Annotated in this window: 13 protein-coding genes and 1 pseudogene; 13 read left to right on the top strand and 1 reads right to left on the bottom strand. The window is 56.5% G+C overall.

The features are described 5' to 3' along the window. The first annotated feature begins 43 nt into the window (after window positions 1-43). The gene (locus tag F8N36_RS08200; protein ID WP_291332310.1) at window positions 44-2,173 is read left to right on the top strand and encodes a VCBS domain-containing protein; all 2,130 of its coding nucleotides are present in this window, start codon (window positions 44-46) and stop codon (window positions 2,171-2,173) included. A 121-nt stretch (window positions 2,174-2,294) separates the two neighbouring features. On the opposite strand, the pseudogene F8N36_RS08195 reads toward F8N36_RS08200, so the two are convergent. After that, a pseudogene (locus tag F8N36_RS08195) lies at window positions 2,295-2,584 on the bottom strand (transposase); the annotation flags it as partial. Between the two features lie 654 nt (window positions 2,585-3,238). On the opposite strand from F8N36_RS08195, the gene F8N36_RS08190 reads away from it, so the two are divergent. From F8N36_RS08190 to F8N36_RS08135, 12 genes are all read left to right on the top strand, one after another. Beyond that, window positions 3,239-5,353, top strand: coding sequence for a methyl-accepting chemotaxis protein (locus tag F8N36_RS08190; RefSeq protein ID WP_291332309.1), 2,115 nt, complete (start codon window positions 3,239-3,241; stop codon window positions 5,351-5,353). A gap of 161 nt (window positions 5,354-5,514) precedes the next feature. Continuing rightward, on the top strand, window positions 5,515-7,491 hold the full coding sequence (locus F8N36_RS08185; RefSeq protein WP_291332308.1) for a sigma 54-interacting transcriptional regulator: 1,977 nt from the start codon (window positions 5,515-5,517) through the stop codon (window positions 7,489-7,491). Between the two features lie 876 nt (window positions 7,492-8,367). Continuing rightward, window positions 8,368-8,583 (top strand): 4Fe-4S binding protein, encoded by a 216-nt coding sequence (locus F8N36_RS08180; RefSeq protein WP_366247040.1) that lies wholly within the window; start codon window positions 8,368-8,370, stop codon window positions 8,581-8,583. Beyond that, window positions 8,580-9,731, top strand: a complete 1,152-nt coding sequence (locus F8N36_RS08175) for a 2-oxoacid:acceptor oxidoreductase subunit alpha (RefSeq protein ID WP_291332307.1) — start codon at window positions 8,580-8,582, stop codon at window positions 9,729-9,731. Before F8N36_RS08180 ends, F8N36_RS08175 begins: the two co-directional genes overlap by 4 nt. A gap of 1 nt (window position 9,732) precedes the next feature. After that, complete coding sequence (locus tag F8N36_RS08170) at window positions 9,733-10,530, top strand: 2-oxoacid:ferredoxin oxidoreductase subunit beta (protein WP_291332306.1); 798 nt, start codon at window positions 9,733-9,735, stop codon at window positions 10,528-10,530. Between the two features lie 4 nt (window positions 10,531-10,534). Beyond that, a complete protein-coding gene (locus tag F8N36_RS08165; protein WP_291332305.1) occupies window positions 10,535-11,083 on the top strand; it encodes a 2-oxoacid:acceptor oxidoreductase family protein in 549 nt (182 codons plus the stop codon). 241 nt (window positions 11,084-11,324) lie between these two features. After that, entirely contained in the window at window positions 11,325-12,497 is a 1,173-nt protein-coding gene (sucC, locus tag F8N36_RS08160) for an ADP-forming succinate--CoA ligase subunit beta (RefSeq protein WP_291332304.1), read from the top strand. Beyond that, window positions 12,494-13,369: a succinate--CoA ligase subunit alpha gene (gene sucD, locus F8N36_RS08155; protein WP_291332303.1), complete on the top strand. Its 876-nt coding sequence runs from the start codon at window positions 12,494-12,496 to the stop codon at window positions 13,367-13,369. The genes sucC and sucD overlap by 4 nt, the downstream gene beginning before the upstream one ends. Window positions 13,370-13,456: 87 nt before the next feature. Then, window positions 13,457-14,863, top strand: a complete 1,407-nt coding sequence (locus tag F8N36_RS08150) for a DASS family sodium-coupled anion symporter (RefSeq protein ID WP_291332302.1) — start codon at window positions 13,457-13,459, stop codon at window positions 14,861-14,863. A gap of 110 nt (window positions 14,864-14,973) precedes the next feature. Beyond that, on the top strand, window positions 14,974-16,353 hold the full coding sequence (locus F8N36_RS08145; RefSeq protein ID WP_291332301.1) for an FAD-linked oxidase C-terminal domain-containing protein: 1,380 nt from the start codon (window positions 14,974-14,976) through the stop codon (window positions 16,351-16,353). 1 nt (window position 16,354) lies between these two features. Further along, window positions 16,355-17,503, top strand: a complete 1,149-nt coding sequence (locus F8N36_RS08140; RefSeq protein WP_291332300.1) for a (Fe-S)-binding protein — start codon at window positions 16,355-16,357, stop codon at window positions 17,501-17,503. Window positions 17,504-17,620: 117 nt separating this feature from the next. Next, the gene (locus tag F8N36_RS08135; RefSeq protein WP_291332299.1) at window positions 17,621-19,084 is read left to right on the top strand and encodes a DASS family sodium-coupled anion symporter; all 1,464 of its coding nucleotides are present in this window, start codon (window positions 17,621-17,623) and stop codon (window positions 19,082-19,084) included. The last annotated feature ends 11 nt before the right edge of the window (window positions 19,085-19,095 follow it).

The raw sequence follows: 19,095 nt of genomic DNA, 5'->3' as shown, positions 1-19,095 counted from the left end.
TGGGCCGGCGGGCCCCCCACCCCTCCCGGGCGGCGGAACGGCAGTGACGTATGATGTTGATGCAGGCGACAGCCTCACGCTCAACCTCAACGGGCATGCCATCGCATCTGGCAGCACTTCCGTCACTGAGGCTGTGTACGCCTACAGGGATGCCTCTGGCTGGCATACGACAAACACCTCTTCTGGCACGGTGTACATGGGCCTGCTGGAACTGAACAAGGACGGCACCTACAACTTCCAGGGCGACAAAGGCGGTATTGCGCATCTTGCCGAAGGTGAAACCCTGACCATCGACGCCAGAATCGGCGTGAGCGATGCAGCTGGAGCAACAGATACAGCAAAGGTTGCCGTCACTGTCACAGGCACCAATGACTCTCCCAAAATGGAGGCCTTTGATGCTGACGCAACAACGCTTACAGATAATGGCGCTAGCGTTCAGTCGCTTTCGGGCACCATTAGCGCCACCGATGTGGATGGCGACACGCTGACGTACTATATCAGGTCTGGCGGCAAGTATGTGACGGAGCTGCATGACGGGCACGGCACACTCAAGCTTGATGGCAAAAATTACACCTATACGCTTGATGCTGCTTACGCCAAGAGCCTAGAGGCCCAGGGCAAGGATGTTACAACAGAAGGTGGCGCGTTTACCGTTGTGACCGTGGACAAATACGGCGTGGAAACCAGCCAGACGTTGGCAATCACGCTCAAGGGCGTGAACAACGACCCCACCTTCACCGCGCCCAGCCTTTCCATTGTGGAGGGAGCAAGCCCGCTCACCGGCAACCTGGGTGCTGTGGATATGGACACCAATGATGCCGTGACGTACAGCCTTGCCTACGGCACTAGCAGCGCCACTGCATCTGGTGCAACAAATGCTGTTGTGGAAGGTCACTACGGACAGCTGACTCTGGACGCCTCTGGCAACTACAAGTACACCCTGACCAACCACGAACTGGCCCAGGGTGCGAAAGCCACGGAAACCTTTACCGTTACTGTGAAGGACGGGCAAGGCGGCACGGTGAGCCATGACGTTGTTGTCAACATCACTGGCACCAATGATGCCCCTGTGGCGCATCTTGATGCCGCAAGTCATGCGCTTTCAGCCACAGACGTTGATTTGGGAGATCACCTGACGTTTTCCGTGAACGGGCACGAGCTGAATGCTGCTGCGCAGGGCACAACAGAGGTGCATGGCGCGTTCGGTACGCTGACCTTTACCGCTGACGAAACGCATAAGGATATGTTCTTCTATGGCGATTACAAGCTTGATTCCAGCTACGATTCCATAAGCAAGTTGGCTGCCCTGCACGACGCAGGCTCAGACTTGAAGGATACTTTTAGTTATACAGTGTCTGACGGTCATTCCACCAACGGGCAGGCAAGCGGCACGATCTCTGTGGATATCAATACTGACAACTGGGATGGCCAAGGCGGGCATTTGTTTATCGCCCAAGAGAACTCCGCGACGCATGCCTATGAGGCCGCAGGCGGAGCTGGCAGCGACATCCTGATTGGCGGTAGCCATGATGATATCCTTTACGGCGGCGCCGGGGACGACATTCTCTACGGCGGCGCTGGGCACAACCAATTGTACGGCGAAGACGGCAACGATACCCTCTATGCTGGCAATGCAGGCGACCACCTCTATGGCGGCGCTGGCAATGACCATCTCTACGGCGGGACAGGCAGCGACTTCCTTGACGGCGGAGCCAATACCTTTGCCACCGATGGCGGCGGCAACCACTTGTATGGCGGCGCAGGCAACGATGTGCTGGTCTTCCATCAAGGCGACACCATTGACGGCGGCAGTGGCACAGATATGCTGCTGGTCAAGGGCGGCAGCGTGGATGCCCTGTTTACAGGAGCGGAACACGCCAAGGGCGTGGACGGCATCACAGGCGTGGAGGTAATGGTCAGCACTTCCGGCGATGCTTTGAACAACCTCACCGATATGGCAGAAATTGCGTCCAAGACCGGGGTTTCCATCAGCACTGGCAGTGACGGCAGTACCGCTGTGTCATTTGATGCTTCGCATACATGGACAACCACAACGCAGACTGCGAGCAATGGCACCGTGTGGGATGTGCACAGCACAACTATAACTACCGACAGCGGGAGTGAAGCCGTACAAGTTGCCGTGCAGCATCTGACGACCAATCAGGGCGGCTAGTGGAGCGTCATGCTCTTCTAAGCAGTAAATAACAGCCCGCCCGCATTCTCCTGTGAGGATGCGGGCGGGCTGCATTTGCGCCCACAGGCGCGTACTATTCAGGCAGTGAAGCTGCTTACAGCCCCAGATCGCTCTCCAACTGGCGGATTCGCTTTTTAAGGGCCTTTACTTCGGCAACGCTGACAACCTCGTCGTTGGCTTCAATGGCTGTTTTGCCGCAATCACTCATCTGTTTTCTCCAGCGGTAAAGCAAATTCGGAGCAACGCCATACGTTCGTGCCACCAGGGAAACCGACTGACCTAGGGCCATGCTGGCCTCCATCTGGCGAATTTTTCGCCGACAGACCATCGACGATGGAGGGGTATGTTTACTATCTCCACCGTTGAACTTTTAGCACTAGTTCCAGCCATAATACCAGCACTCCTCCTCAGTTAGAAGGGTGCCCGGACGAAATGGGGGCTACTTAATATCCCTGAATTGTTCCTCAGAAAATCTGTTTCGTTTCATTTCTGCGCTCCTGTGTCTGGAGTAATTAATTTATAATGACGTGCTTTTCTGTTTATTGTCATTAATGTGCATTACATATAGATTATTATTATGTAATTTTTTTATATATCGAAAATAGTGCTTATGTATTTTATTGTTATTATATTTAGGCATGATATATATAAATTGTATGAATATAGATTTGTTATGTGATGCGTCTCATGTAAAAAACTACATATATATTAATATATTGCGAATGTATAAATAATATGTACGTGTTATTTATGAAATATTTATTATTTTTAATGTTTATGAATTGTGCTATTATATAAATAAGCCAAATGTTACATCAAAATGTTTGCACTGATAGTATAAATATTTTCATTTTTTTGTCGATATGATGATAGTGGTTGTATAGCTTGATGGCTTAAAATGTTTTAATGCTTTGATATTGATAGTTTGTTGGTCACAACATGTTCATACCCAATGGTGTTTCATGGGCTGCGCGATGGTTGCAGCAGTAATTATGGGTCAGGCGCTGGTATCAAACGTGGGGTAGCGCTCCTCAAAGGGTTGTTATGAACAAATCAATCTCTCTCAAGCTCATGCTTGGTGTTGTGGCCATCATTATTATTCCAATGGGTTTTTTGTTTGCCCTTACATCGCGGGGCATTGCAACATTATCTGAAGAAAGTTTTGCAAAATCCACTCTTGGTGAATTGCGTCAGGTAAATAATGTTGTTACCGCCATGTTTGAAGAATACAAGCTCAACGTAGGCATGCTGGCCGCTGATCCGCTTATGGCCCAGCTGCCGCAAATGAGCACCAGTCACGTTACTGCTACCGGTTCCACACTGGCCAGCCCCGCTGCAGATGACGCTGCAGGCAAGGCGCTTGATGCTGTCTTTAAGCTATATCGCGAAACCCATCCCTCATACTCAAACGTGTACGCCGGCAATATGGAAGGCGCGTTTGTGCTTAACAGCTCTGCAGCAGACAAAATCCAGCCCGCTGGTTATGACCCGCGCAAGCGTCCCTGGTGGGGCATGGCAGTTTCTGACCCGGGCAAAAGCTACATCACCAGTGCCTACCGCAGCACAGACGGCCAGCCCATGGTCAGCGCCTGTCGCGCGGTACGCGACGGTGGTGGCAAGATAACCGGCGTTGCCGCCATAGACATTACGCTGGGAACCCTCACCGAGCTGATCAAAAACGTGCACATCGGTCGCACGGGCTTTGTCATTCTGGTGCAGGATGACGGCGTGGTCATATCTGACCCCAAAGACCCGCAACATAATTTTCAGAAAATAGACGGTATTGGCAACGCAGCGCTGGCTGCCTTGTTCAAGTCTGGCGCTGCGACGGGTGAGGCCGTTATTGGCAACCGGGAATATGAGGCCGTGGTGTTCAATTCGGCAGAGCTCAAGTGGAAGTTCATTGGCCTTATTGAAAAGAGCGAACTCATGGAACCCGTAAATGCCGCCGTGTGGCAGTTTGCCATTGGCATGCTTGTCAGTCTTGCAGGCATTTGTCTTGGTATCTGGCTGCTCACCGGGCGGCTGATCATTCGGCCACTCAAGGCCGTGGGCGTGTTCCTTAAGGATGTGTCTGCTGGCGTTTACGGTACTATGGTGAACCGCCGCGTGGATGAAATGGGCGAGATATTTGAATCGCTTAACGCCATGAGCTCAACGCTCAAGTCAAATATTGCCGAAATTGAAGCCCGAACCGTAGAAGCCCATGAAAAAGCCGCCGCAGCCCACGCCGCAACGCAAGAGGCCGAGGCCGCCCGCCAGCATGCAGAAAAAGCCAAGGCCGAGGGCATGCTTGAAGCCGCCCGCCAGCTTGAGCACATGGTGCAGATGCTCCATCAGGAAGTGAGCACTCTTGCCAGCAGCTCAGAGGACATCCGCGGGGGAACCCAGGTGCAGCGGCAGCGTATCCACGAAACCGCCACGGCCATGGAAGAAATGAACTCTACCGTTCTTGAGGTTGCCAAAAACGCCTCGCATGCAGCTGCACAGGGTACAGACGCGCGCGACAAGGCCAATCAGGGTGCAGAAGTTGTCGGGCGTTCGCTCGAGGCCATGCGCGCCTCTGAGCAAAAGGCACTTGAGCTGCGCTCTGCCATGGGCGATCTGGATAATCAGGCCCATGCCATCGGCAAGATCATGACCACCATTGAAGATATCGCCGATCAGACCAACCTGCTGGCCCTTAACGCAGCTATCGAGGCCGCCCGCGCAGGCGAGGCTGGCCGCGGTTTTGCCGTGGTGGCCGACGAAGTGCGCAAGCTGGCGGAAAAGACCATGCACGCCACCAAGGAAGTGAGCGACTCCATTCTTTCCATCCAGCGGGTGGCGGGGCTCAATGTGAAGTCAGTGGAAGAAGCCGTGCAGGGGCTCGACCATGCCTCGTCGCTGGCTGGCGAATCGGGCGCTGCCCTGGGTGATATTGTGACCAGCACAAACCAGTCCGCGGGGCAGATTCAGTCCATCGCCACAGCGGCAGAAGAACAGGCCGCCACATCAGAAGAAATCAACAAGTCCATTGACGAAATCAACGCCATCGCCGGGCAGACAGACGAGCTGGCAGCGTCCTCACTGGCTGCCATCCGTCGCCTTGAGGATCTGGCTGTTTCTCTCTCTGGCCTTATCAACGAGCTGAAAGACCAGTCGGCCGGCAACGGCTAGTGCATCGCATCTGCACTGCATGAAAATCAAACGGCAACCCTCGTGGTTGCCGTTTGGCGTTTTTGACCCGCGCGTGACATCATTTTTGACATGGGTTATGGTAAGCAGCACGTGTAAAATTTTGTTTTTTTGCCCCCAACCAGCCGTAATCAGAGGATTTCATGCCCCCAATTGTTGTCATCGCACCAGAAAGCACCAGCTATCAGATCGTGCAGCGCGTTGCCAGCGAATTGGGCATTCAGGACAAGATTCTTCTGCATCTCACCGGCCTTAGCCGTTCCCTCAGCGTTGCGCGCAAGGCAGAAGAGGAGGGCGCATACGTTATTGTGGCGCGCGGCTGGTCTGCCAACCAGATTGTAGAGGCGGGCATAAGCACGCCTCTGGTTTTTTTGCCCATCAGCATGCAGGATCTTGTCTACGTGATGGACCAGGCCCTCGCCAAGGCCGCAAAGCCCAATCCACGAGTGGGGTTTATCGTTTACCCGCAGTTGCAGAAAGAGCTGGCGGCCCTGAGCAACCTGCTGCATGTGGATTTGCGTATCTACCCCAGCGGCAGCGACAAGGAAGACATGCGCCGGGCCATTGCGCAGGCCGTGCGCGACAGGGTCGACGTGTTTATAGGTGGTGAAACATCCATTGCCATGGCCGAGAGCATGGGCCTGTGCTGCCAACTGCTGGTGTGCGGTGAAATGGCAATCCGTCAGGCTTTGCTTGAGGCCAAGCGCATCGTTTACGCCCGCGAGCTGGAACAGGCCCAGAGCCTCAAGTTCAAGACCGTTATCGAGCATTCGCACGACGGTATTGTCTCGCTCGATGCCGAGGGCCGTGTGCTGCTCATCAATCCTGTGGCGCGGCGTATGCTGCGGCTCAAAAACGACATTACGCACTTCAGCTACCGCGCCATTCTCGATCTGCCGCAGATTGACCGCTGCCTCCTGCTTGGCAACAGCATTGAAGACGAAATGGCCGAGGTGGAGGGCAGAAAGCTGCTGTTTTCGGCTATTCCCATCCATGTGGGCGATACCGTGCACGGTGCGGTAATCACCTTTCAGGAACCACGAGCCATTGCTGCCAAAGAGAGCAAAATCCGCCACGATGCCATGCACGCCGAGATGGTGGCTCAACACAGGTTTGAAGACATAATCGGCTCCTCGGCTGCCATCAAGGCGGCGGTGGCCAGGGCGCGCAAGTTTGCGCCATCCACGCAGCCGGTGCTCATTCAGGGCGAAACCGGCACGGGCAAAGAGCTGTTTGCCCAGTCCATACACAATGCCAGTACGCGCTGTGACCAGCCCTTTGTGGCCATCAACTGCGGCGCACTGCCGCAATCACTGCTGGAATCTGAACTTTTTGGCTATGAAGAGGGAGCTTTTACCGGGGCCAGCCGCAAGGGCAAGCCCGGTCTTTTTGAGCTGGCCCACAACGGCACGCTGTTTCTTGATGAAGTGGCCGAGCTTGATATGCGCGCCCAGCGACGGCTTTTGCGTGTGCTTGAAACCCAGCGGGTGCTGCGCATCAGCGGCACACGCAACATTTGTGTAGATGTGCGCATTATTGCGGCCACCAACGCCAAACTGTGGGAGCGGGTCAGGCGAAACCTGTTTCGCGCCGACCTGTTTTACCGGCTTTCTGTGCTGGTGGTTTCGCTGCCGCCCCTGCGCGAGCGCGAGGGCGATGTGGAGCGGCTCATGCGCTATTTCTTGTCGCAAGCCGAGGGCGATGTGCTGCGCGGTCAGGTTATGGATCCACAGGCGCAGGAGATGTTGTACAGCTACTCCTGGCCGGGCAATATCCGCGAGTTGCGCTACTTCATCCATCGGCTGTGCGCCACCATGCCCGATACGCTCGATACCGCCACCATGCAGGCCGAGCTGCTCATGCCTTTTGACTGCCAGCGCAGCCCCGTTTCTGGCCCCTGCCGCGAAGCGGATGCAAGCCCTTGTACTGGGGCAAACCCCTATGCCGCTGGCCCAGCCCCCAAAGGGCCCACCCACGCGCCAGCAGCAGGCGAGAGCGAGCGTGAGCGTATTGTGCAAGCCCTGCACGCCTGTCACGGGCATCAGGGCAATGCAGCCCTCATGCTGCACATGAGCCGCAGCACGCTGTTCCGCAAAATGCGCAAGTTTGGCATTCGCTAGCTCGCACTGCGCACCCTTCTACTGTCTCTGTTTCTCCTCAAGCCAGCTCCGCATTCGCTCCTCTTTTCATCTCAGTGATTCGCCCCTTGTGGGGTGTCTCTGCTTTCAGTCTTGGCTGCAAGCCTCATATCTGCCATTATGCCTTAACATGCCTAACTGGCATGTTTTTTTTGTGGCTTCCACTGTACGACACTAAACCACCCAGGGTTGGGACAAATGCTACACGCATGACACAAATTGTTTCATTTAATGTGCAAATTGTTTCAGGTGATTGACCTAGGACACTATTGATACCAGATGCCAATAGCATCCAGCTTGAATATTTTGATATTTTTTCGTGGCAGGTATGGCACAAAGATTGCTTAAACTTGTAGCATGTGCGCTCATGAACCATTTTTATTATCTTGAATCAGCGTACAGAGTCATTACAGAATAGCAATTATGTTTTTTTGAAAAACTTGTGTGCGTGATTACAAATATTTTTGCTATGCATATTATTTTGTTGGTATGCAATAATTGCATATCACCTTTTTAAATAGACTGTTTATGTAAACAGTTTTATGTATATTTAAGGAAAATTTTTTCCTAAGACAGTGTATATAGTTAATTGTAGCTGATTTTTTTGTTCTTTACTGTTGGTATATGTGGTGTGATCTGTTCATTCTGTTTTATGGCAGGCCATGATTAATGGCTTGCAGGGCAGGGGGCATACAGCCAAGCATGGTAAATAACAGGCAATAAGCACCGGAAAACGGTGCATGTGTTAGAAGAGACAGGGCATATATGGCCCGTTGTGGCCCGGGTTGCTGGGCCAGAATGTGCGGTCAGACTGCGCCAAGGTAACCAGCCGGCTATCGGCACAAACCCGCATGGGGAATGATGATGGTAAACATCAACCGCCAGTGGTGTAAGGGTTGCGGCATCTGCGTAGCCTTTTGTCCCAAAAAGGCTTTGTCCCTCGATGATGAGGGCAAGGCCTGTCACAATCCCGAGCTTTGCGTGGAATGTGGCATGTGTGAGCAATACTGTCCTGATCTGGCCGTTTCGGTTGAAAAAACCGCCAAGGCCAAAACCGGCAAGGAGGCGGCATGAGCCAGCAAGATATCCTCTTTGTGCAGGGTAACGAAGCCTGCGTGCGCGGTGCCCTGTATGCCGGGCTGCGCTTTTTTGCAGGTTACCCCATTACCCCCTCTACAGAAGTAGCAGAACATCTGGCAGAGCAGCTGCCCCGCGTGGGCGGCAAGTTTATTCAGATGGAAGACGAAATAGCCTCCATGTGCGCTGTGTGCGGTGCATCGCTGGCCGGTTCCAAGGCCATGACCGCTACCAGCGGCCCCGGCTTTTCGCTCAAGCAGGAGGCCATCGGCTATGCCGTCATGGCCGAAATTCCCTGCGTGGTAGTCAACGTGCAGCGCGGCGGTCCCTCAACCGGTCTGGCCACCAAAGTGGCGCAGGGCGACGTCAATCAGGCCCGCTGGGGCACGCACGGCGACCACTCCATCATTGTACTTACCGCCTCGAGCATTCAGGACGTGTTTCAGATCACGGTAGAGGCCTTTAACATGGCTGAAACCTACCGCACGCCGGTTATCCTGCTGTTTGACGAAGTAGTAGGCCATATGCGCGAAAAACTGGTGATTCCTGCTCAGGGCGAGCTGCCCGTGGTAGAACGCCTGCACACCGAGGTTCAGGCCGGGGTCAACTACTACCCCTACCTGCCCCGCGAAGATGGCCGCCTGCCCATGTCCGATTTTGGCGGCGTGCACCGTTACAACGTTACGGGCCTGTACCACGATATTTGGGGTTTCCCCACTGAAAATCCCGAGCAGGTCAGCAAGCTTGTGTACCATCTGGTGGACAAGATCGAAAACCGTGCCCACCTGCTGGCCCGCTGGAAGGAATATTATCTCGACGATGCCGAGCACGTCATCATTTCTTATGGCTCCTCGGCCCGCAGCGCGCGGCATCTGGTAGAAACCCGCCGTTCCAAGGGTGACCGCATCGGCCTGCTTGAACTGCAGACCCTCTGGCCCTTCCCGGCCCAGCTTGTGCGCGAAAAAACGGCCCACGCCCGCAATATCTTTGTGGCAGAAATGAACATGGGCCAGATCACCACCCAGGTGAAGCAGGTGGTGCAGCGGCCCGACCGGGTGTTCCTGGTCAACCGCATGGACGGTCTGATGCTCAACCCCACAGACATCGGCAAGGTCATGCGGGTTATTGAAGGAAGGGGGTTCTAACATGAGCGTGCAAAACATCCGCGAGCGGTTTTTCCCCCATATCTGGTGTCCCGGCTGCGGTCACGGCACCATCCTCAACAACCTGCTGCACGCCGTGCAGGATATGAACATAGACCCCTCAAACATGTGCATGGTTTCGGGCATTGGCTGCTCGGCGCGCATATCGGGCTATGTGGATTTTCATAGCATGCACACCATGCATGGCCGCGCCCTGGCCTGCGCCACGGGCATCAAGATGACCAAACCAGAACTTAATGTGGTGGTTCCCATGGGCGATGGCGACGCCATGGCCATTGGCGGCAACCATTTTATTCACGCCTGCCGCCGCAATATCGATATGGTTGCCATCATCATGAACAACCGCATCTACGGAATGACCGGCGGCCAGTATTCTCCCCTTTCGGGCGAGGGTATTCTGGCCACCACTGCTCCCTACCGCAGCATCGACCACGAATTCGACACCGTAAATCTGGCCATGGGCGCGGGCGCGACCTTTGTGGCCCGTACCACCACATTCCACGTCAAGGAAATCGTTACGCTGCTCAAAAAGGCCTTTGCCCACAAGGGGTTCTCGGTGGTGGAGATACTTTCGCAGTGTCCCACCTACTTTGGACGCAAAAACAAGATGGGCGGCGCGGTGCAGATGCTTGAATGGTACCGCGACAACACTGCCCAGCTGGGCTCCAAAAAGCTGGAGGAAAACCCCAATCTGATTCCGCGCGGTGTTTTTGTGCAGCAAGAACGCCCCGAATACTGCGCCGAATACGCCAAAATCATCGTAAAGGCCCATAAGGAGTAACGTCATGGAAAGATACCGCTTTCTCCTGTCCGGCTCCGGCGGGCAGGGCATCATTACCATGGCCATTCTGCTGGCTGAGGCCGCCGTGCTGCATGAAGGCCTGGTGGCTGTGCAGTCGCAGTCTTACGGGCCAGAAGCCCGAGGTGGGGCAACCCGCTCGGACGTGATCATCTCTGACAGCGAAATCTACTTCCCCAAGGTCAACCAGCCCAACGTGCTGGTGGCCCTTACCGATGAGGCCGCGGGCAAATATCTGCCGCTCATCCGCCCCGGCGGCATGTGCCTGTATGATAGCGACCTTGTGCATCCTTCAAAGCGCATAGACGCCGAGCGCATCGGCCTGCCCATGCTGCGCGGTGTCAAGGAAGCCTTTGCCGGAAAAACCCAAGCCCTGAATATCTGCGTTCTGGGCGCGCTGGCGACCATTACCGGCGCGGTACGGCTTGAATCCATTGAAAAGGTACTTGAATCGCGCTTTGCGTCCGTACACCACGAAAACAACAAAAGAGCGCTACACCTTGGTGCCGGGCTTGCCGGTGAGGCCAAGCGTTAACAGCCAATCAGCGCCGCGCGGCGGAAAACAACCCTCTCTCCTTCGCGAGGCAGCGTGCTGTGTGGCGGCTGGGCAGCCGCCAGCGCTGCGGTCCATCCCCGTGGCGGAGGCATTCCGCCACGGGGGGCCTCTTGGGCTGTATCGGCGGCACGCATTGCAGGCTGTTGCGTCCATGGCGCACCAACCCATTTTTGCGGCAGGCAGGCTCTGACCACTGCCAAAACAAACTTCGAGGATATGCATGAACATCCACGAGTATCAGGCTAAAACACTACTGGCCCAGTTCGGCGTACCCGTACCGCGTGGGTTGCTGGCCGAAAGCCCCGCAGGGGCCCGGCAGGCCGCGCAGGAAATTCCCGGCCCCGTGTGGGTGGTTAAGGCGCAGATTCACGCTGGCGGGCGCGGCAAGGGCGGCGGCGTTGTGGTATGCAAAAGTCCCGACGAGGTCGAGGCCGCTGCGGCCCGCATCATCGGCATGCAACTGGTCACCCATCAGACTGGGCCGGAAGGCAAAAAGGTGCACAAGGTCTGGGTAGAGCAGGGCACAAACATCGCCCGCGAGCTGTACCTGGCCGTGGTGCTTGACCGTGGTGCGCAGTGCCTCACGGTGATGGCCTCGCCCGACGGCGGCATGGACATTGAAGAAGTGGCCGCCAAAACTCCCGAGCGTATCTTTACCACCCGTCTTGATGGCGGCCACCGCATCTGGCCTTTTCAGGCGCGTTCGCTGCTGTTTGGCTGCGGGCTCACTCCTGCACAGGTAAATTCCGGTACGGCCCTGCTGCAAAATCTGGTACGTCTTGCGGCCGAAAAGGATGCCGTGCTGGTTGAGATCAACCCGCTGGCCGTTACGGCCGAGGGTGAGCTGATGGCGCTGGACGGCAAGATGGACTTTGACGAAAGCGCCCTCAAGCGCCATCCCGACATTGCCGCTCTGGAAGACCCAGAGGAATGCGACCCCCTGGAACGCAAAGCCCGCGAGCTTGGCGTAAACTATGTGCGTCTCAACGGCTATGTAGGAACCATGGTCAACGGCGCAGGCCTTGCCATGGCTACCATGGACGCCATCAAGCAGGCTGGTGCTGAGCCCGCCAATTTTCTTGACGCTGGCGGTGGCGCTAACGAGCAGATGGTGGCCGCAGGCTTTGAGGTAATGCTTTCAGACCCCAACGTGCGCGGCATTCTCATCAACATATTTGGCGGCATTCTGCGTTGCGACATCGTGGCGCAAGGCGTTGTGAACGCGGCCCGCAAAATTGATCTGCAGTTGCCCTTGGTGGTGCGCCTTGAGGGTACCAATGTGGAAGAAGGCCGCCGCATTCTGCGCGAAAGCGGGCTGAATTTTGAAACAGCGGCAAGCATGAGCGAGGCGGCTCAAAAGATTGCGGCCCTGACCGCCGGAGGTGCGGCATGAGCATACTCGTCAACGCACAGACCAGGGTGCTGGTGCAGGGCCTCACTGGCCGCGAAGGCATGTTCCACACCGAGCAGATGCAGGCCTACGGAACCAACGTGGTGGCAGGCTGCACGCCGGGCAAGGGCGGGCAGAGCGTGCTGGGCGTGCCGGTGTTCAACACCGTAGCCGAGGCCGTGGAGCAGACAGGAGCCGACGTAAGCGTGATTTTTGTGCCCTCTGCCGTTGCGGCAGACGCCATCTGCGAAGCGGCGGATGCGGGCATTGGCCTTGTTATCTGCATTACAGAGCACATTCCCGTGCTGGACATGGTGCGCGTAAAGGCCCGGCTCAAGGCTACAGGGGCGCAGCTTGTGGGCCCCAACTGCCCCGGCGTTATCAGCCCCGGCCTGTGCAAGATCGGCATCATGCCCGGTTACATCCACAAGCAGGGCAGCATCGGGCTTATCAGCCGTTCCGGCACGCTCACCTATGAGGCCGTGCACCAGCTCACCACACAGGGGCTGGGGCAGAGCACCTGCGTGGGCATTGGCGGCGACCCTGTGCCGGGCCTGTACTTTACCGAGCTTCTCAAAATGTTCCGTGACGACCCGGAAACCGAAGCCGTGTGTCTGATTGGCGAGATCGGCGGCGATGGTGAAGAAACCGCCGCCGCCTACATCAAGGAAAGCAAGTACCCCAAACCTGTCTTTGGTTTTATTGCCGGTCTTACGGCCCCCAAGGGCAAACGCATGGGCCATGCGGGCGCAATTATCAGCGGCTCCAAGGGCCGAGGCGAAGACAAGATTGCGGCGCTGGAAGATGCTGGAGTTAAAGTAATACATGAGCTTGGGCTGCTGGGCGAAACCGTAGCCAGGTTTATGAAAGGATAATTTATAGCTATAATATCAAGTAATTATATATTACGCTGGGCGGGTCGGCCCGCCCAGCGTAATGTTAAACCTTAAAGTAAGGTGCGTATGAAAACTAAGCAGCTCTTATCGTTGCTGGCGGCCATTGCGGCCATGCTAGGCATAGCCTTTCTGGTTCCAGACCTGCCGGGGCTGGACGCCAAGGGGCGAGCGGCACTGGGGGTTGGCGTGTTCGCCATCATAGTGTGGGTAACACAGGCCCTGGATGACGCCCAGAGCGGCTTTTGCATCGTAGCCCTGCTTGTTTTGTTGGGGGCGGCCAAACTTGGCCCGGCACTGTCCGGCTACGCCAACACGGGCGTGTGGATTGTGGTGCTTGGTCTGGTTATGGCGGCAGGTATGGAAATGAGCGGCCTGTCGCGGCGCATGGCGCTGAACATGGTAAGCCTTGCGGGGGCCTCGCCGGTAAAGATGTACTGGGCGGTGGCCCTTATTACCTTGGTGATGACCTTTTTCATCCCATCGCTGGGCGCAAAAACCCTGCTGCTCATGCCCATTATCGCCCAGATGGGTCATGCCTTTGGGGCAGAGAAGGGCAAGAGCAACATGGTCAAGGGACTCATATTTGTGGTGACCATTACGGGAACCATGTACTGCCTTGGCATCATGACCTCGCATGCCGCCAACCCCATCACTGCTGGTCTGCTTGAAAAAGCCACCGGCCAGCCCGTAACCTGGGCGCAGTGGTTCAAGATCGGCGCGCCGCCGGCCTTTGTGTGCGGTCTTCTGGCTGTGCCGATCCTGCTGTGGATGTGGCCGCCGGAAATCAAGGACATCAGCGCTGGTCAGGCCTATGTGCGCAAAGAACTGGACGCCCTTGGCCCCATGAGTTTTGTTGAAAAGTACACCATGGCCGTTTTTCTGTTCACCCTGGCGCTCTGGGCCACGGACACCTATCACGGCATTAACCCCACCCTCGTTGCCATGCTTTCGGTTGTGGCCATGATCGCGCCCGGCCCGCAGCAACTCATGACCTGGAAACAGGCGGAAAAAAAGGTTCCCTGGAATATCTTTATCGTTTACGGCGCTGGTCTTTCCATGGGCTCGGTGCTGGTTTCTTCCGGCGCAGCGGCCTGGATCGCGAGTACGTTTTTCAGCCCGCTGGCCTGTTTTGATATCAAGATGCAGGTGGTCATTCTCATCTGGATCATGCTTGTGCTGCAGTGTCTGTTCACAGGCGCTGGCCCCAAGACAACGGCCCTGACGCCTGTGGTCATCGCCTACGCCACAACTCAGGGCATTGATCCCACGCCCTTTGTGCTGCTTGTGGGCATGAACATGCTGCACCAGTACCTGCTGCCAGTCTCCAACCTGCCCAACATCATCGGCCTTGCCACAGAAGAAATCACTCCCAGCGAACTCATCAAAACTGGTGCTGTTATGAGTATTTTTGGCGCAGTTTTCATGAGCATCATGGTCTACACCTACTGGACGTGGATTGGCATGTTCGGCTAGTTACCTCGTAACAAAATGTTTTATTTCAAATAATTGTGGCTGGTCTCCATTTTTTGGAGACCAGCCGGATAGAATCTTTGCGTGTGCGCAAGCCAACACTGGAGGAAACCATGGCAGGGGAATACCTAACTTCGCTCACCCCTGAGCATAAGAAGTTTCTTGAGGAGTTGTTCAAGGACGGCGTTTCGTTCGACCCCAAGGTGCTGCGCGTGTACGCCTCTGATGCCAGCCTGCTTACCGGCACGGTTCTGGCCATGGTGCGCCCCGAAAGCACCGAGCAGCTGTGTGAGTTCATGCGCTGGGCCAACGAGCAGCGCGTGGCCGTGCACCCGCGCGGGCGTGGCACCAGCCTTTCGGGCGGGTGTGTGCCCACGGTTCCGGGCATAGTGGTTTCCATGCTGGGCATGGATAAAATTCTGGAGATCAGCAAGCAGGATTTTGTGGCTGTGGTTGAGCCGGGCGTTAACACTGCCCAGCTTCAGGCCGAGTGCGAAAAGCTGGGCATGTTTTACCCGCCAGACCCTGCCAGTGGCAAAGCCACCAGTATCGGCGGCAATGTCATTACCTGCGCTGGTGGTCTGCGCGCCGTAAAATACGGCGTTACCCGCGACTATGTGCTGGGCGTTGAGGCAGTGCTGCCCGGCGGCCAGCTGATGAAATTTGGCGGCCGCACCCACAAGGACGTGATCGGCCTTGATCTTGGGCGGCTCTTTGTGGGCAGCGAGGGCACGCTTGGCATTATCACCAAGCTTATTCTCAAGCTTTTGCCCAAGCCTGAGGCTTCTGCCTCGGTACTTGTGGGCTACCCCTCACTGGATGCCGCCCTGGCCTCAATGGGCAAGGTTTTTGCCGCGGGCATCTTACCCTGCGCCGTGGAATTCATGAACGAAACCGTGCTGGAAATCCTCACCAAAACTGGTGAAGTGCCGTGGCCGGACAGCGTAAAGTCTCTGCTGCTGTTCCAGGTGGACGGCAGCAAGGACACCGTGCCGCTCGAAAACGCCCGTCTTTCCAGCCAGCTTGATGACGCCCTGTGGCGTATGGAAGGCGTGGGCAAGGAAGAGGAAGACAAGCTGTGGGCCTATCGGCGCAGGGTTTCGGCTGCCTCGTACGTGCTTGGGCCAGACCGCATCGGCGGCGACATGGCCGTACCGCGAGGTTCCATTCTCAAAGCTGTGCGCAGGTTTGAAGAAATCGCCGCCAGCAACGGCAAGCGGCTCATCGGTTTTGGCCACGCGGGCGACGGCAACATCCACGCCAACCTGCACTACGATGCTTCTGACCCCGATGATGCCCGGCGCACCCAAAAAACTCACCATGAGCTCGACGCGGCAGCCCTGGAATTTGGCGGCAGCCTTTCCGGCGAGCATGGTGGCGGCTGCCTGAAGGAAGTGGGCAAGCAGCTGGGGCAAAAGGAACACGCCCTCATGAAGGGCCTGCGCCGTCTGTTTGATCCCAACGGCATTCTCAATCCCGGCAAGGGGTACTGAAATGAAACGCGGATGCACGCAATGCGGCGAATGCCTGAACGTGTGCCCTGTGTACGCGCTCTTTAAACGAGAGGAATACGCCCCCAAGGGCAAGCGTCTGCTGCTTGAGGCCATTGACCCTGAGTACGGCGGCAGCCCCGACTCTCCCATGCCGTGGGAGGACATACGCGAACTGGCGCGTTTGTGCGCTGGCTGTGAACGTTGCCAGCGGGCCTGCGCGCGAAAGCTCTCTACCTGCGATCTTCTGGCCGAGGCGCGCTCGCGCAACCCGCACTGGACACAGTCTCTGTGGGATGTGTGGATTCGCCGTGTTGGGCCTCTGTGGCCCATGGCGGGCAAAATAGCCATGCTCGCGCCTGATGCCGTGATTCCCGGCGCGTTGCGCTCGTCGGTAGATACCGCCCGCGCTCTGGTTGATCTGCCGCCCTGTGAGCCCTGGGTGCGGCTGCGCCCTGCGCAAAAGGTCAATGGGGTCAAGGTGGCCCTGTTCAGTGGCTGTACGGCAAAAAATGCCCGACCGCGCTGGATTGCCAAGGCTCACCAGCTGCTTGAAGGCTGGGGCTATGAGCTTCTGGATGCCTCTGATTTCGCCTGCTGCGGCGGCACGTTGCACCACGCAGGGCAGCTGGGAGCTCTGGCAGAAGTGCGCGAGCGCAATATCGAGCTGTGGCGCAGCCTCGGCAAGCCATATGTGGCGAGCTTTTGCGCCTCGTGCAAGCACAGTCTTGATGCATACACGGCAGTGCTTTCGCCAGAAGAAGGCAAGGAATGGAAGCAGAAATGCGTTGGGCTGTCGTCTCTGCTTGTAGGCCCGCAGGCAAGCCCCGCAGCCATGATCCCGGCGGCCATCGGTTACCACCAGCCTTGCCACTGGGGCACGGCTGACCCAGATCTGCCCCTGCTCAAAAGCTGGCTGCCCGGCCTGCAAAAGGGCACTGGCCTGTGCTGTGGCATGGGCGGCATACTGAAAATGAGTAACCCCGACCTTTCCGCCGACATGGCGCGCAAATGCATGGAAGGTTTTGCGCCCGAAGTACGACAGATCATTACCGGATGCAGCGGCTGCGTGATGCAGCTTGCCTCGGTGGCGGGAAATAACAGACAGGTGCGCCACTGGCTTGATGTGGTAACCTTGGAGGATACGCACTAGAGCGGAAGTATTTTCTATACGGCAAGCACGCCCTGATGACAGCAAGGGGATATGGGGGGCACCCCCGTGGCAGCCCCCCCCAAATAAGCCCTTTTGCCAGCAAGCGAGGAGGTTTACATGGCCAACAGATTTGAGGAGTACGGCAAGAAATACGGCACAATTGTTGCGGTTGCAGTGGCCCTGCTGGTGTGGCTGCTGCCCACGCCTGACGGCATGAACATAACCCAGCACAAACTGCTGAGCATATTCTCTGGCGCGGTTGTGTTGTGGATTACCCTGAGCGTTTCGGTGGCGACCAGCAGTTTTATCATTGTTTCGCTACTGTATTTCTGGGTGGGCAATGCCGAAGGAACCCTCAAAAACGGTGTTCTTGTACATAATGCCGGGTTTTCACTATCTGGTTTTTCCTCTCCTGCCTTGTGGCTGCTCATTACGGGCTTTGTCATTTCCATTGCCATGACCAACACGGGCATGGCGCGCCGTGTGGCCCTGCACCTCATGCGTCTTTTTGGCAAAAAACCGGGCGGCGCCATCCTTTCGCCCATGATTGCCAACCTGCTTGTTTCGCCGCTCACCCCCTCAAACACCGCCCGCACGGCAGCCATGCTGCCCATTGTTGAGGGCGTGGCCCAGGCCTACCGCGTAGAGCCGGGCAAGAGCAATTTTGGCAAGGCGCTGTTTATCGCCAATACCTTTGCCTCAAACATTACCGCCGGTGGTTTTTTAACGGCCACCATTCCCAACCCTGTGGCCATCGGCATGATGGTTACGGCCATGGGCGGCGCTGTTGTGGCTACCTCGTGGGGGTTCTGGGCTCTGGCGGCCCTGCCCACCACCCTGATCGTGCTTGTGGGCAGCCAGTATGTGGTGCGCTGGATTTTTCCGCCCGAGATGAAGGACATTCCCGGCGGGCTTGAATACATAGAAAAAGAGCTGGAGGCCATGGGCCCCACCACCATGCGCGAAAAAAAGGCCATGCTCTACTTTTTGCTGGCCCTTGTGCTGTGGTCTACCGACATGTGGCACCATTTCAATTCCACCATGGTCGCTTTTGTGGTCAGCACGCTTATTCTGGTGCCCGGCATTGGCGTGCTTTCGTGGAAGGAAGCGCAAAAGTCCATTCCGTGGGAGCTTTTTGTCTATTTTGGCGGCGTTATCACGCTGAGCGACGTGCTCATGAAAACCAAGGCTTTTGAGTGGGTCATCAAAAGCGGCCTGAACGCCATGGGCCTTACCCACGTTGAGATGCTTCCGCTCATGATCGGGCTCATGGGCTTTACCATTTTCAGCCATGTCATCTGGTCTACCACCACGGCAATGGCTGGCGTAATGATTCCCATCTATATCGGCCTAGCGCAGACCTTTGGTTTTCCCATTGCCGGTTTTGTACTGCCGCAGGCCATTCTTATGGGCTATGCGCTGTTTTTGCCCTTTAACACCATGGGCAACATCATCATGTTTGGCGCGGGCTATTACACGGTCAGCGAGCAGCTCAAGGCGGCAGTGGCCGTGGGGCTGTTTGCCTGGCTGGCCTGGGCAGTCACGGCCCTGGTGTGGTTTCCCGTTATCGGTCTTATTTAAGCAAGCTGGAG

This window comes from Desulfovibrio sp., from assembly GCF_009712225.1.
Classification (GTDB): Bacteria; Desulfobacterota; Desulfovibrionia; order Desulfovibrionales; family Desulfovibrionaceae; genus Desulfovibrio.
The sequence above is the reverse complement of the archived record's forward strand: the minus strand, read 5'-3'. Positions and strand labels throughout refer to the sequence as shown.

Bases quoted from the DNA above. Each gene is read 5' to 3' on its own strand.
- F8N36_RS08145 (WP_291332301.1), top strand. From the start codon at position 14,974: ATGGCAGGGGAATACCTAACTTCGCTCACCCCTGAGCATAAGAAGTTT.
- sucD (WP_291332303.1), top strand. From the start codon at position 12,494: ATGAGCATACTCGTCAACGCACAGACCAGGGTGCTGGTGCAGGGCCTC.
- F8N36_RS08135 (WP_291332299.1), top strand. From the start codon at position 17,621: ATGGCCAACAGATTTGAGGAGTACGGCAAGAAATACGGCACAATTGTT.
- F8N36_RS08185 (WP_291332308.1), top strand. From the start codon at position 5,515: ATGCCCCCAATTGTTGTCATCGCACCAGAAAGCACCAGCTATCAGATC.
- sucC (WP_291332304.1), top strand. From the start codon at position 11,325: ATGAACATCCACGAGTATCAGGCTAAAACACTACTGGCCCAGTTCGGC.
- F8N36_RS08165 (WP_291332305.1), top strand. From the start codon at position 10,535: ATGGAAAGATACCGCTTTCTCCTGTCCGGCTCCGGCGGGCAGGGCATC.
- F8N36_RS08150 (WP_291332302.1), top strand. From the start codon at position 13,457: ATGAAAACTAAGCAGCTCTTATCGTTGCTGGCGGCCATTGCGGCCATG.
- F8N36_RS08180 (WP_366247040.1), top strand. From the start codon at position 8,368: ATGATGATGGTAAACATCAACCGCCAGTGGTGTAAGGGTTGCGGCATC.
- F8N36_RS08175 (WP_291332307.1), top strand. From the start codon at position 8,580: ATGAGCCAGCAAGATATCCTCTTTGTGCAGGGTAACGAAGCCTGCGTG.
- F8N36_RS08170 (WP_291332306.1), top strand. From the start codon at position 9,733: ATGAGCGTGCAAAACATCCGCGAGCGGTTTTTCCCCCATATCTGGTGT.
- F8N36_RS08140 (WP_291332300.1), top strand. From the start codon at position 16,355: ATGAAACGCGGATGCACGCAATGCGGCGAATGCCTGAACGTGTGCCCT.
- F8N36_RS08190 (WP_291332309.1), top strand. From the start codon at position 3,239: ATGAACAAATCAATCTCTCTCAAGCTCATGCTTGGTGTTGTGGCCATC.